General features: G+C 31.4%; 16 protein-coding genes. All 16 read left to right on the top strand.

Annotated features, from left to right (window positions below; all coding sequences use genetic code 11):
- Window position 1 precedes the first annotated feature (1 nt).
- The 16 genes from CAMP5082_RS04225 to nuoL all read left to right on the top strand — a co-directional run bounded on the left by CAMP5082_RS04225 (window position 2) and on the right by nuoL (window position 13,788).
- A complete protein-coding gene (locus tag CAMP5082_RS04225) occupies window positions 2–940 on the top strand; it encodes an ABC transporter permease (protein ID WP_337206061.1) in 939 nt (312 codons plus the stop codon).
- Window positions 933–1,709, top strand: a complete 777-nt coding sequence (locus CAMP5082_RS04230) for an ABC transporter permease (protein ID WP_039668901.1) — start codon at window positions 933–935, stop codon at window positions 1,707–1,709. The genes CAMP5082_RS04225 and CAMP5082_RS04230 overlap by 8 nt, the downstream gene beginning before the upstream one ends.
- On the top strand, window positions 1,706–2,479 hold the full coding sequence (locus CAMP5082_RS04235; RefSeq protein ID WP_337206004.1) for an ATP-binding cassette domain-containing protein: 774 nt from the start codon (window positions 1,706–1,708) through the stop codon (window positions 2,477–2,479). Before CAMP5082_RS04230 ends, CAMP5082_RS04235 begins: the two co-directional genes overlap by 4 nt.
- On the top strand, window positions 2,463–3,131 hold the full coding sequence (locus CAMP5082_RS04240) for an ATP-binding cassette domain-containing protein (RefSeq protein WP_337206005.1): 669 nt from the start codon (window positions 2,463–2,465) through the stop codon (window positions 3,129–3,131). Before CAMP5082_RS04235 ends, CAMP5082_RS04240 begins: the two co-directional genes overlap by 17 nt.
- Before the next feature lie 119 nt (window positions 3,132–3,250).
- Window positions 3,251–3,670, top strand: a complete 420-nt coding sequence (locus CAMP5082_RS04245) for an NAD(P)H-quinone oxidoreductase subunit 3 (protein ID WP_263679533.1) — start codon at window positions 3,251–3,253, stop codon at window positions 3,668–3,670.
- The gene (locus CAMP5082_RS04250; protein WP_039619352.1) at window positions 3,649–4,146 is read left to right on the top strand and encodes a NuoB/complex I 20 kDa subunit family protein; all 498 of its coding nucleotides are present in this window, start codon (window positions 3,649–3,651) and stop codon (window positions 4,144–4,146) included. The genes CAMP5082_RS04245 and CAMP5082_RS04250 overlap by 22 nt, the downstream gene beginning before the upstream one ends.
- A complete protein-coding gene (locus CAMP5082_RS04255) occupies window positions 4,146–4,937 on the top strand; it encodes an NADH-quinone oxidoreductase subunit C (RefSeq protein ID WP_337206006.1) in 792 nt (263 codons plus the stop codon). The genes CAMP5082_RS04250 and CAMP5082_RS04255 overlap by 1 nt, the downstream gene beginning before the upstream one ends.
- A gap of 1 nt (window position 4,938) precedes the next feature.
- Window positions 4,939–6,165 carry an NADH dehydrogenase (quinone) subunit D gene (nuoD, locus tag CAMP5082_RS04260; RefSeq protein WP_337206007.1) on the top strand — a complete coding sequence of 409 codons (1,227 nt, stop codon included), beginning with the start codon at window positions 4,939–4,941 and terminating at the stop codon, window positions 6,163–6,165.
- A complete protein-coding gene (locus tag CAMP5082_RS04265) occupies window positions 6,162–6,389 on the top strand; it encodes an NADH-ubiquinone oxidoreductase subunit E family protein (protein WP_263662748.1) in 228 nt (75 codons plus the stop codon). Before nuoD ends, CAMP5082_RS04265 begins: the two co-directional genes overlap by 4 nt.
- A complete protein-coding gene (locus tag CAMP5082_RS04270) occupies window positions 6,386–7,102 on the top strand; it encodes a hypothetical protein (protein ID WP_337206008.1) in 717 nt (238 codons plus the stop codon). The genes CAMP5082_RS04265 and CAMP5082_RS04270 overlap by 4 nt, the downstream gene beginning before the upstream one ends.
- Window positions 7,099–9,552 carry an NADH-quinone oxidoreductase subunit G gene (locus CAMP5082_RS04275; protein WP_337206009.1) on the top strand — a complete coding sequence of 818 codons (2,454 nt, stop codon included), beginning with the start codon at window positions 7,099–7,101 and terminating at the stop codon, window positions 9,550–9,552. Before CAMP5082_RS04270 ends, CAMP5082_RS04275 begins: the two co-directional genes overlap by 4 nt.
- Window positions 9,549–10,547 (top strand): NADH-quinone oxidoreductase subunit NuoH, encoded by a 999-nt coding sequence (gene nuoH / locus CAMP5082_RS04280; protein WP_039619340.1) that lies wholly within the window; start codon window positions 9,549–9,551, stop codon window positions 10,545–10,547. The genes CAMP5082_RS04275 and nuoH overlap by 4 nt, the downstream gene beginning before the upstream one ends.
- An 8-nt stretch (window positions 10,548–10,555) precedes the next feature.
- Window positions 10,556–11,188 carry an NADH-quinone oxidoreductase subunit NuoI gene (gene nuoI, locus CAMP5082_RS04285; protein ID WP_039629100.1) on the top strand — a complete coding sequence of 211 codons (633 nt, stop codon included), beginning with the start codon at window positions 10,556–10,558 and terminating at the stop codon, window positions 11,186–11,188.
- The gene (locus CAMP5082_RS04290; protein ID WP_220701703.1) at window positions 11,181–11,687 is read left to right on the top strand and encodes an NADH-quinone oxidoreductase subunit J; all 507 of its coding nucleotides are present in this window, start codon (window positions 11,181–11,183) and stop codon (window positions 11,685–11,687) included. The genes nuoI and CAMP5082_RS04290 overlap by 8 nt, the downstream gene beginning before the upstream one ends.
- Window positions 11,687–11,998 carry an NADH-quinone oxidoreductase subunit NuoK gene (nuoK, locus tag CAMP5082_RS04295; RefSeq protein ID WP_039667768.1) on the top strand — a complete coding sequence of 104 codons (312 nt, stop codon included), beginning with the start codon at window positions 11,687–11,689 and terminating at the stop codon, window positions 11,996–11,998. The genes CAMP5082_RS04290 and nuoK overlap by 1 nt, the downstream gene beginning before the upstream one ends.
- Window positions 11,986–13,788 (top strand): NADH-quinone oxidoreductase subunit L, encoded by a 1,803-nt coding sequence (gene nuoL / locus CAMP5082_RS04300; protein WP_337206010.1) that lies wholly within the window; start codon window positions 11,986–11,988, stop codon window positions 13,786–13,788. Before nuoK ends, nuoL begins: the two co-directional genes overlap by 13 nt.

A 13,788-nucleotide genomic window follows, 5' to 3' on the forward strand; every position in this document is an offset into this window, starting at 1 on the left:
CATTTTCAAACGCCTTTTATGGGCGTTTTTCTTGATGATTTTTGCAAGTTTTTTATGCTTTGTGATGATTTATCATGCTAAAGGAAGCGTGGTTTTTGCTAGTGTGCCTCAAGGAACTAGTATTAAAATAAAAGAGCAAATCGAGCGTAATTTAAATTTAGATAAACCTTTATTAGAGCAGTATGAAAATTGGCTTTTTAATGCCATGAAAGGTGACTTTTCATACTCTTTAATCAGCGGAGAAAAGGTTAGTAAGATTTTAAAAGAAAAGCTTCCTTATACTTTTATACTAGGTGGGTTAGCTTTTTTAGTGCTTTTCATGTTGTCTTTGACTTTGGCGCTTTTGTGTGTGTTTTATAAAGATAGTTTTTTGGATAAATTTATCACTTTTTCAACGATGAGTTTTTTTGCATTGCCTGCTTTTTCTTTATCACTAATGCTTATTTTGGTTTTTGCTGTATTTTTTAAGTTTTTTCCAAGTTCAGCTATTGCAGATATTGGTTTTGAAGATGATGTGTTTAATCGTTTGTGGCATTTGTTTTTACCAGTATGTGCTTTAGTGCTTTCACATTTGGCTGTTTTTGTGCGTTTTATAAGGACAAGTTTGATCGATAGTTTAAATCAAAGCTTTATAGAAAGTGCTTTTGCAAGAGGGCTTAGCAAAACAAGAATTTATTTGCACTTTGTGTTAAAAGATGCTTTTGGTTCTATACTTGCGTATTTTGGTGCTTCTTTTGTGAGTTTTTTAATGGGAACTTATATAGTAGAAAGCGTGTTTTCTTATGAGGGTGTGGGAAATTTGGTGATTAAAAGCATATTGTTTAAAGATTATCCTGTGGTGCTAGCTGTGGTGATTTTTAGCATTTTGGTGGTGGTGCTTGTAAATTTGATCGTAGAAATAATTTGCAAGATGATTAATCCAAGGTTTGCTAATGCGTAAGTTTTGTGTGATGATGATTTTGCTAAGTTTTATTTTAGCACTTTTTGCACCTTTAATAAGTTCTTATGATCCAAATTTAGTAGATTTAAGCAAGGCTAAAATAGCCCCAAATTTAAGTCATATTTTTGGCACAGATTTGCTTGGTAGAGATGTTTTTACACGTATTTTATATGCCTTGCGTGTTTCTTTGTTTGTAGGGGTAATGGCAGCATTTTTTAGCGTACTTTTTGCTTGTGTTTATGTGTTTTTAACAAGATTTTTTGCTTATGCTTTTTTTGCTAGGGTGCTTGATATGCTTTTAGCACTACCTTCTTTGCTTGTGATTATGTTTTTTCAAAGCTTTTTGGCGGGATCTTTGTGGAGTATGATTTTTATCATCGCTTTGGGGCATTTTGCTTTTGTGGCAAAAGTGCTTGATACCCAACTGAATAAATTTCAAAAACTTGAGTTTTATCAAAATGCTATCATTTTAGGTTCTAGCAAGATGAAAGCTTTATTTAGTGAGCTTTTGCCTGCTTGTTGGAATTTGCTTTTTGTGCTTTTTGTTTTAAATATTGCTCATGCTATTACAAGTGAAGCTACTTTGAGTTTTTTTGGTTTGGGTGTAGAGCTTTGGACTCCAAGTTTAGGAAATATGCTAAATGAAGCAAGTAAGGCCGTGTTTTTAGGGTTTTGGTGGATGATAGTTTTTCCAGTAGCCTTTATACTTATGCTTATTTTGCCTTTGCTTGCTTTGGGTAATGATTTGCAAGAAGAGATTAAAGCATGATAGAAATTGCAAATTTAAATCTTAGCTTTAAAGATAAAATCTTACTAAAGGATGTAAATCTTAATTTAGAAGATGGCAAAGCTTTGGCTATCATGGGTAAAAGTGGAGCGGGAAAAAGCTTGCTTTTAAAAAGCATGATTAAGCTTTTTGATAAACACTATAAACTCAATGCACAAAAATTTCAGATAGATCAAAAAGATATTTTAAATTTAAAAGAAAAAGAACTAAATGCATTAAGAGCTAAGGTAAATTTGCTTTTTCAAGATGTTTATGGGAGTTTTTATCCTCTTGTTGATATAGGGAGTTATTTTAATATAGTTTTAAAAACTCATACTAATTTAAGCACAAAAGAGATTAAAGAAAAGGCCTTTTATTATTTTGAGTGTTTAGGGCTTAAAAATCATGATCTTTTGTGGCATTCTTTTATATATCAGTTAAGTGGTGGTATGGCAAGACGTATTCAAATAGCGCTAGCTTTGTTAAGCGAGGCTAAGTATTTATTGTGTGATGAGATTACAAGTTCTCTTGATAGGGCTAATGAAGAAAAAATCATCACTATTTTAAAAGAGTTAAAAGCACAATTTAAAAATCTCATTTTCATCACGCATGATATAAATTTAGCCAAAGAGCTTTGCGATGAGGTGGCCATCATAGAAGATAAAACTTTGCTTTATCAAATGCCTATGAAAGAGTTTTTAAACAATCCAAAAGGTATTTTTGCCAAAGAATTGTTAAATTATTTTGAGAATGAAAATGTTTTTAGAAGTTAAAAATTTAAGCAAATCTTATAAATTTAAAAAACACTGGTATTTAAAAGAAGAAGAAATTTTTGTTTTTAAAGATGTGAGTTTTTCTTTAAATCAAAATGAGAATTTATTGCTTTGTGGGGAAAGTGGTAGTGGCAAAAGCACTCTAGCTAAAATTCTTTGTATGCTTGAACGAGCAAATACTGGAAAAGTTTTATTTGAAAATGAAAATATATTAAATTTAGATTTTAATACTCAAAGAAAATTACGCCAAAAAATTCAATATGTTTTCCAAGATCAAAAGCTAGCTTTAAATCCTTATAAAAGCACTAAAAGACTTTTACTTGATGTATATGAAAATTTTAAACTTAAGCCTGATTTTGAAGAGCTTTTTAAACTTTTTGATGCTTTTGAACTTGAAAAAGATATTTTAAATTTAAAACCCTCTAAGCTAAGTGGTGGTCAAAGCCAAAGATTAGGTTTGATTAGAGCTTTGCTTTTAAGGCCAAAATTGCTTATTTTAGATGAAATCACAGCAGCGCTTGATGTGGTGACTGCTTATAAAATTTTAAACTATTTGCACGCTTTTCAAAAAATGCATGATATTACTTATATATTTATTTCTCATCAAGAAAAAATCTTGCAAGATATATGCCATAAAAAAGTGTTTTTATAATAAAGATAAAAATTGTTTCATTTTGAAATACCTAAAAAATTATTTTTTTGATAATAAGTTTTTATATAGCTAAGTTAAAGTAAAATAAATTTTAATTATGCTTGAATAAAAGGTTTATTATGACGCACGCAACTATAGAGCATCAATACTTTGGCATCTTTGCAATGCTTGTTATTGCAAGTGTTATATTTTTTACTTTGGTGTACATTTCTTCTAAAATAGGATCCAAACTCGCCTCTCATAATAGAAAAAAACTAGGACTTGGGATTTATGAGTGTGGGCCTATGGCTTCTAAGCAAGCAAACAAAATTAATTCTCAATTCTTTGTTTTTGCTTTGATTTTTATTTTGCTTGATATTGAAGTGGTGTTTTTATTTCCTTGGGCGGTAATTTTTAAAGATTTAACCGCAGAGCTTTCAAATTATGGCCTATCTTTATTTGCCTTAGTAGAAGTATTTGTTTTTATTTTATTGCTTGCAATAGGTTTTTTATACGCTTATAAAAAAGGAGCATTCGCATGGCAGAGTATCAAAAAATGAGCAATGCACCAGTTGTTTTAACTACGGTTGATAAGTTAGTGCAATGGGGTAGGAGTAATTCTTTATGGGCACTATCTTATGGGCTTGCCTGTTGTGCTATTGAAATGATGGCAGCAGGTGGTGCAAGATATGATTTTGATAGATTTGGAACGATTTTTAGAGCAAGTCCAAGACAATCTGAAGTAATGATTATAGCGGGTACTTTAAGCAAAAAACATGCTGAATTTACAAGAAGACTTTATGATCAAATGCCTGATCCTAAATGGGTTATTTCTATGGGTTCTTGTGCAAATACCGGTGGTATGTTTAATACTTATTCTACCGTTCAAGGGGTAGATAGAATCATTCCTGTTGATATTTATGTACCAGGTTGCGCCCCACGCCCTGAAACTTTTCAATTTGCTTTGATGATTTTGCAAAAAAGAATTCGTAAAGAAAAAGCAAGCAGAAAAATAGCTCCAAAAAGGCTTATATGATGAGAAAATATAGCGATAAGAAAAATGCTCAGCTAAAAAATTATTATGAAGATAGATTTTACCATGCATCTGCAACTAAAAAACTAAGTACAGAGAGTAGTGTTTTTGAGAGTGATCATCAAATTTTAAGCCAAGAATTTGAGTTAAAAAATTCTTTTATAGAGCTTGATTTTTGGGTGATTGAAATAAATAAAGATGATAATGTTGCTATTCTTAGCAAGCTTAAAAATTTAGGTTATAGTTGTTTTACTGATGCAAGTGCGATTGATTTTGTCGCTCAAAAACAAGGTTTTGAAGTATATTATCAGCTTTTAAATATGGAGAAAAATTTAAGAGTGAGAATAAAGACTTTCGTTGGTTTAAAAGAAAGACTTCAAAGTGTTATGAGTGTTTTTAAGGGTGCTAATTGGTGTGAGAGAGAAATATATGATATGTTTGGAATTTTCATTATCAATCATCCGAATTTAAAAAGACTTTTAATGCCTGATGATTGGTATGGACATCCTTTTTTAAAAAGCTATCCTTTGCATGGTGATGAATTTGCTAAATGGTACGAGATAGATAAAATTTTTGGAAAAGAATATCGCGAGGCTGTAGGTGAGGAAAATAGAGATCCAGGTTTTGTAGATGAAAAAGACACGCTAAACTTTAGCAGAATTTATCATGAGGTTGGTAAAGGCGAAGCCCCAAGAGAAGATAAATACCTACAAGAATATCAAGAAGAAGGTGGCGTGCCTTTTGTGAAAAAAGCTAAAAGAACGCAAATAAAAATTTTAGATAAGAGAAGATAAAATGCAAATTTCTACTAAATTAAAACCTTATTATGAAAATATAAGCTTTGAGCGTGAAGATGGTACTATGATAGTAAATCTTGGTCCCCAACACCCTAGCGCTCATGGAAATTTACGCCTTATTTTAGAACTTGATGGAGAAGAAATCACCAAGGCTGCTCCTTGCATAGGCTATATGCATCGTGGTATGGAAAAAATGGCTGAAAATATGATCTATCAAGAGTTTATCCCAACTACCGATAGAATGGATTATATCGCAGCTAGTGCAAATAATTATGCCTATGTAGCTGCTGTGGAAAAACTTTGTGGTTTGGAAATTCCACGCAGAGCAAGTGTGATAAGGATGATTTTGCTTGAGTTAAACCGCATTGCTTCGCATTTGCTATGGCTTGCTACACATGCTCTTGATATTGGTGCGATGACAGTATTTTTATATTGCTTTAGAGAGCGTGAATATGTGCTTGATCTAATAGAAAAATATTGTGGGGCAAGACTTACACATTCATCTATGAGAATAGGCGGGGTAATGCTTGATTTACCTGAAGGTTTTTTAGATGAGCTTTTGGCATTTTGCAATAAATTTCCAAATGATATAAAAGATTATGAAGCCTTGCTTGATGATAATAGAATTTGGCGTGCAAGAACTGAAAATGTAGGAGTGGTAAGTAAAGAACAAGCGCTAAGTTGGGGTTGTAGCGGGGTTATGCTAAGAGGAAGCGGGATTGCTTATGATGTTAGAAAAGAAGAACCTTATTTGCTTTATGATGAGGTAGATTTTGGCGTACCTGTGGCTAAAATGGGTGATTCTTATGCAAGATATAAAGTTTATATGCAAGAATTTAGAGAAAGTTTAAAAATTTTAGTTCAATGTGCTAAGCTTTATCAAGATACTCCGCTTGAAATTTTATGCAATCATCCTGAGTATGTAAGTGCTTCAAAAGAGCAAATCATGACACAAAATTATTCGCTTATGCAACATTTTGTCCTAGTAACCCAAGGCTTAAAACCACCAAAAGGAGAGGTGTATGTACCAACTGAAAGTCCAAAAGGCGAACTTGGATTTTTTATCCACTCAGATGGTAGCGGTAGGCCATATAGATTAAGAGCTAGAACCCCAAGTTTTTTTCATTGTGCATTTTTAGAAGAAATGCTTGTAGGGTCATATTTGGCTGATGCGGTGGCGATTTTAGGAAGTATTAATATAGTTTTAGGTGAGATAGACCGATGAGACGCGTGGATTTAAGAAAAAGTCAAGATTTATTTAAGGATTTAGAACAAATCATTCAAAAAGCCTATATGGGTGAAGTTTTAGTGGTTTTGTTTGAAATAGGAGATTTTTCTAATGTAGAAAAAAGTTTTGCTTTCATAAAAGAGCGAAATTGTGAACTTTTAAATTCTTTAAAATTTAATCAAGTAGATTGGACTATAGTTTTTAAAAAGGTAGGACAATGAAATTAGCAAAATATCAAGAAGGCTTAAATGCTTTGTGTTTTGTGGATTTGCTTTCTTTAAAAAATCCTTCACTTTGTGCTAAGCTTAACAAAAGTAAAAATTACAATATTTCCTGTTTAGAAGATAAAAATTTAAAAGCAAGCTTTTATAAATGTGAGATTGCGAGTGTGCCTTTTGTGCTTGCATTACTTTGTAAGATAAGTTTGGATACTGAATTTAACGAGCTTGATGAGGGTTATTTAAGTGCTGAATCTTGCTTTGGCGAAGAAGAGGCTTTAGAGATTTTGGAGTTTTTAAAAGAAGCAAAGTGTATTATTTTTGATGAAAATTTATACCAACATAAAGACTTTGAAAATATTAAGTATTTTTTAGAAAAACTTTGTCATAAATTTGAACTTTTATTGATTTGTTCTAATGAAAATGAAGAAAATTTGTCAATACAAAATTCTTTTAGTGAACTTTTAGAACTTGATAATTTTGACGGAACTATCATCATGCAAGCACCTTTAGAGGATAAAAATTTGCATTGTTCTTCATCTTTTGCTTTGATTGCCAAGGTTAAGGATGAGGATAAAATTAATTTAAAAATAAACACTCAAGAATTTACAACTATAGTAAAAATCAATCATGATTTAAAAGGCACGGTGGCTTTGTTTGATTATGAAAGCGCTGGTTTTGCTTTTTCAAAAGCTCAAGTTAAGGTTATAAAATGAAAGTTATCATTAATGGTATAGAATGTGAGGCAAATGAGGGTGAGTATATCTTAAATGTCGCAAGAAAAAATGATATTTTCATTCCTGCAATTTGTTATTTAAATGGTTGTTCTCCAACACTTGCATGTCGTATGTGTATGGTAGAAGCTGATGGTAAAAAGGTTTATTCTTGTAATACTAAAGTTAAAGAAGGTATGGTAGTAGAGAGTGATTTGCCAAATTTATGGGATGAACGCAATGCTATCATGCAAGCATATTGTATCAACCACCCTTTACAATGCGGGGTATGTGATAAATCTGGCGAATGCGAGCTTCAAAACTTTACACACAAAACAAGAGTAAATGTGCAAAATTATTGGATTAAAGATACCCATAAAGAACATAAAAAATGGGGCGAGATTAATTATGATCCAGCTTTATGTATAGTGTGTGAAAGATGTATCACAGTTTGTAAAGATAAAATAGGTGAAAGTGCTTTAAAAACTACTCCAAGAGGAGCAAACGCGCCCGATGCAAGTTTTAAAGAGAGTATGAGTAAAGACGCGCTAGCGATTTGGACTAAATTTCAAAAGAGTTTAATTGCGCCAAGTAGTGGTGATATGCTTGATTGTTCTTTTTGCGGAGAATGTACAAGTGTATGTCCAACAGGAGCCTTGGTGGGTTCGGCTTTTCAATATACATCTAATGCTTGGGAATTAAAGAAAATTCCAGCTAGCAATCCACATTCAAGTGATTGTGAGTTGATGTATTATGATATTAAACAAACTAGTATTAATAATCAAAAAGAAAAAATTTATAGAGTGAGTAATGATTTTGCTTTTGCTACGCTAAATAAAGCTGCAAGATATGGTTTTAATACCCAAAATGAAGTTCAAGATAAAGATGAAAAAGCCTTTGAAAAACTAGTAAATATGATAAAAAATGATGAAATAAAAAATATTTTATTTAATAGTTTTATTACTAACGAAGAAGCTTTAATCTTGCAAAATTTAAGTAAAAAATTTAATCTTAATCTTATAAATCATGAAGCTAAAAAATTCCAAGATTTTCTAGCTTGTTTTTATCAAAATGCAAATGCAATGTATAATGCAAATACAGATGATATCACTCAAAGTGATTTTTTAATCATCGTAGGTTCATTTTTACGCTATGATGCGCCAACGCTAGGATATAAAGTTAATAATGCTTTAGTGATGAATAAAGGCGCAGGGCTATATTTTCACCCTATAAAAGATAAAGGTGTGGATAAATACTCTAAAAATTTCTTGCAGATTAATCATGATATTAAAGATAATGAAAATATTTTATTGTTTATCTTGCAAAAATTTGCTAAAGAGTTTCCGCAAGATTTTAAAAATACATTAGAAAATGCGTATTATCAAGGCACTAAAGAAATTGAAGAAACTATCAATGAAGAAGTTATTGAAAAGATAGAAAAGCAAAATGAAAATGGCGAAACTATTATAGAAGAAGTTAAAAAGCTTGTGCCTAAAAAAATTAAAAAAAGCATAGAGGTGCAAAGATCAAATTATGCGAAAAATCTTGGCATAGATGAGGATATTTTAGAAACTTTATTAGCTAAAAAGCAAAAATTTACACTTATTATAGGAAGTGATTTTTACTATGATGAGCAAAGTGCAAAGCTAGCAAAACTTTGTGCTTTGGTGCAAAAATATACCGATTTTAAAGTCTTTTTAAATCCAACTTGCACTAATACTTTAGGTGTGAGTTTGATTTGTGATTTAAGTCAAGATTTTCAAGCGGGAAAAACACTAGGTTATAATGAAAAAGGTGATTTTACTTTTTCTTATGATGGGCATTTTGATCTTGCAAGTTCTAGTTTAAATCAACAAGAAGGTAGCTTTGTAAATTATGACAAAAGATTAGTTCCTACAAATGCAGCTTTAGAATTTAAAGGTTATTTTTTAAATGATTTAGCAAATGCTTTAGGTTTTGATGAAGAATTTACAATCAACTATACTAAATTTTTACCACAAAATAAAGGCTTTAGGGCAATTGATTTTGATGAGTTAGAAAATCATTATGATAATGGTGGGGTAAATCATAGAGGCTATGAGCTTGATTTTTCTCATTTTGAGTTTGAAAAAATATTAAACACCCAAGAAGTCAAAGAACAAAATGAAGGAAATTTAACCTTATATCATGCAAATCGCATTCATCAGTTTTCAAAGCTTAGTAATAGAGCTTTTAATGAGGTTGGAGCTTTATTTTTATCGCTTGATTTAATGCAAAAATTTGATTTAAATCAAGATGATAGTGTTATTTTAAAAAATGAAAAAACTCAAATTGCTATAAGTGTAAAATGTGATGAATCTTTAGAAAATGGTGCGTATTTGGGGGATTATGATAGTAAGATTGATTTTAAATCTTTATTTGATAATGCTCGATATGCAAAAGTTTGGCTTGAAAAAGCAGGAGCTAAAATATGAGTGATATTACTTTTTTTATTATAGAAACAATTATCAAATGCGTGCTTGTTATAGCTATTTTTGCTACTTTAGCAGGCTTGGCAACTTATCTTGAAAGAAAGGCTTTAGCTTTATTTCATCGTCGTTTGGGACCTGATATGGTAGGTCCTTTTGGATTGCTTCAAGTAGTTGCTGATATGATTAAGCTTTTTACTAAAGAAGATATAGTGCCAACTTATGCTCAAAAAGTGGTGTTTTTAATCGCTCCATTGATTGCAGCAATTTGTGCTTTTGTGGCAATTGCAGCTATTCCTATTTTTCCTGAATTTACTTTATTTGGTAGAGTGATTCGCCCTATTATTGCTGATATTAATGTGGCCTTACTATTTGTCATAGGCATGGGCGGGGTTAGTTTTTATGCTATTTTTTTAGGAGGCTTGGCAAGTAATAATAAATGGTCATTGTTAGGTGGGGCAAGAGGGCTTGTTTCTATTATCTCTTATGAGAGTGTTGCAGGTCTTTCTTTGGTATGTGTGGTAATGCTTGTTGGTTCTTTGTCTTTGGTAGATATTAATAATTATCAAAGTGAAGGCATACTTTCTTGGCTTATTTTTAAACAACCTTTGGCTTTTATTTTATTTGTAATAGCCATTTTTATAGAAACTAATAGAACCCCACTTTGTTTAAGTGAAAACGAAACTGAACTTGTTTCAGGTTATGGCACTGAATATAGTGGGCTTAGATGGGGTATGTTTTTTATCGGAGAATATACAGCCATGATTACCGGAGCGATTATGATATCGCTTTTATTTTTGGGTGGATTTAATGATTTTTGGATTATACCAGGGGCTATTATGATGCTTTTGAAAGTGTCTTTTGTGTTCTTTTGGTATTTTTGGGCTAGAGGGGCTTTTCCGCAACTGCGTCCTGATCAAGTAATGAGAATGTGTTATTTGATTTTAATTCCTTTAGCGGTTTTAAATTTATTAATTAGTGCTTTAGTACTTGTGATATAGGAAAAACAATGAAAAAAGGTTATTTTAAAGTAGATTTTGAGCGTAAAAATCCTCAAAATGCTTATGAAAAATTCATACAAGTAATCAAGCGTTCTTTAAATACAGAACTTTTTGTAGGTTTGTTTGTCGTATTAAGAGAAATGTTTAAAAAAAATAATAGCGCAACGATTAAATACCCTATGGAAAAAGTTGCTTTAGATAATCGCTACCGTGCGGTACATCGTTTGATGCGTTTTATTGAAAGTGAAAATGAATGTTGTATTGGTTGTGGATTGTGCGAAAAAATTTGCATTAGCAATTGCATAAGAATGGAAACAAGTTTAAGCGAAGATGGACGTAAAAAGGTTGAAAATTATAGTATCAATTTAGGACGTTGTATTTATTGTGGCTTTTGTGCTGATGTTTGTCCTGAACTTGCTATTGTACATGGTAAAGAGTATGAAAATGCAGCAGAGCAAAGATCGTATTTTGGTCAAAAGCAAGATTTTTTAACTCCTATTGATGAGCTTAAAAATCAAGTGGTATTTGAAGGAAGTGGTAGTTTAAGAAAAGATGCTGATGATTTAGTAAAGAAAACTCCAAATTATTACGAGATAGATTTGCAAAGACAGCAAGATACCCCAAAGGAAGAAAATGTTTGAAACGATAGCTTTTTGTTTGTTAAGTGTTTTGGTATTGGGATTTTTTCTAATTAGCGTTTTAAGTACTAGTGTGCTTTATGCTATTAGTTCTTTGGCTGCGGCTATGGTTTTTTTGAGCGGATTTTATTTTTTACTTAATGCTGAATTTATTGGAGCAATTCAAATTATCGTTTATAGCGGGGCTATTTTAGGTCTTTATAGTTTTGCTATGATGTTTTTTGATGCTTCGATAAAAGTAAAGGAAAGTCTAAAAGGTAAAAGAGTATTTATTTTTGCTGTGGTTTTTAGTGCTATTTTGTTAATTAGTATTATTATGGGCTATAACTTTGGTTTAAATGAAACTAGTGAAGTTTATGATCTTGATTCAACTCAGCAAATAGGTTTTACTTTATTTACAAAATACATGCTTGCTTTTGAATTTATGGCAATTTTACTTTTAATAGCTTTAATTTGTGCAATAGCACTTACTCAAAAAAATATAAAAAAGGATGAGCAATGATGTTAGAAAAATACTACATTGTGGCTATTTTGATGTTTATCATTGGTCTAATAGGTATTATAAAACGCCAAAATTTAATTATGCTTTTTATTTCAAGTGAAATTTTATTAAATGCTGCTAATTTGGCCTTAGTTACAGCAGGGGCTTCCCATAAAGATATAGAAGGACAAATTTTTGCTTTATTTGTAATGGGGGTTGCAGCTTGTGAAGTAGCTGTTGGGATAGCACTTTGTGTTTTATGGTATAGAAAAACAGGAACATTAGAACTTAGCTCTTTAGCTGAAAAAGGAGAGTTAAAATGCAAAATTTAGCCTTAATTGCACTTTTTTCTCCTTTGGTTTCAGCTATTGTTTTAGGTATTTTTGCTTTTAGTGTTAAGAAAATTATTTTAGGTTATTTAGCTTCTTTATTTATAGCTTTTTCAGCATTTGCTTCAATTATTTTATTAAGTAATGGAGTGCATTTTAATTTTGAACTTGGTACTTGGATATCTTTGGTAGATGTTAGTTTTGGTTTCAAAATAGACTCTATTACTTTAGTTATGATGAATGTAGTAAGCATAGTTGCTACTTTTGTGCATTTGTATAGTATATTTTATATGGAGCATGATGAAGGGTTTAATCGCTATTTTAGCTATTTGGGACTTTTTGTTTTTTCTATGATGTTTTTGATTATGAGTGATAATTTCTTAGGACTTTTCATAGGTTGGGAAGGCGTTGGACTTTGTTCATGGCTTTTGATAGGTTTTTGGTATTATAATGAAAAATACACCTTTGCTGCTAATGAAGCATTTATCATGAATAGAATCGCAGACTTGGCTTTGCTTTTAGGAATTTTCTTAATTTATATAGAGTTCAATTCTTTAAAATATGATGAGTTTTTTACCCTTTTATCTTTAGGGCATGAAAATGACATGATTTTGATTTTAATAGCGCTTTTACTTTTTGTGGGTGCTATGGGTAAATCAGCACAATTTCCTTTCCATACTTGGCTTGCTGATGCTATGGCAGGACCTACGCCGGTTTCAGCTCTAATCCATGCTGCGACTATGGTTACTGCGGGTGTTTATTTAGTGATTCGCGCAGGAGAGCTTTATTTGCAAGTTCCTGAAGTAGGATATTTTATCGCTATACTTGGAGCTTTTGTGGCACTTTTTGCTGCTTCAATGGCTATGGTAGCTAAAGATTTAAAAAGAATTATTGCTTATTCAACGCTTTCTCAACTTGGATATATGTTTGTAGCAGCAGGTCTTGGAGCTTATGCCATAGCTTTATTTCATCTAGCAACCCATGCATTTTTTAAGTCTTTATTATTCTTAGGCGCGGGTAATGTAATGCATGCAATGAATGACAAGCTTGATATTAGCAAGATGGGTGGGCTTTATAAAAATATGCGTTTTAGTGCTATTTTAATGTTTATAGGTTCTTTAGCTTTAGCAGGAATTTATCCTTTTGCAGGATTTTTCTCTAAAGATTTAATTTTAGGATTTTCTTTTATAAGTCATCATCATGGAATTTTCTTGGTGCTTTTAATAGCAGCTTTTATGACAGCTTTTTATAGTTTTAGACTTTTAATGCTTGTATTTTTTACTCCAAAAAGACATGAAGAACATCCTCATGAAGCTAGTAAAATAGCTTTGCTTGCGATGAGTCCTTTGGCTTTACTTGCTATTATTGCAGGATTTTTTGAGCATAGTTTTATGGAGTTTGTGAGTCAAAACTTAGCTTTTATTGATGGACAAAATTCTTTAGTTATGGTGCTTGCAAGTGCTGCTGCGGTACTTGGAGTGCTTTTAGCTATTATAGCTTATTGGAAAAATTGGTTTAAACCTTCACTTTCTAAAACAAGTATTTATAAGCTTTTGTTTAATGAATACTATATACCAAGGTTTTATCATCAATTTATTGTTAGTAAATATGCTTTATTTTGTGAATTTTTAAGAAAAGCTGATAAAGAAATTTTAGATACTTTGGTAGATAGTGTTGCATTTTTCCTTAAAACTTTTGCTAGAACTCTTAGCATAGGTAAGGATTATTCTTTGGTTTTAAGAATTACAGTGTTGGCTTTTGTATGTTTATTTTGTTTAGCGTTGGCGGTGTAG

The sequence above is a fragment of the Campylobacter sp. LMG 17559 genome (assembly GCF_024723605.1).
In the GTDB taxonomy this organism is placed as follows: domain Bacteria; phylum Campylobacterota; class Campylobacteria; order Campylobacterales; family Campylobacteraceae; genus Campylobacter_D.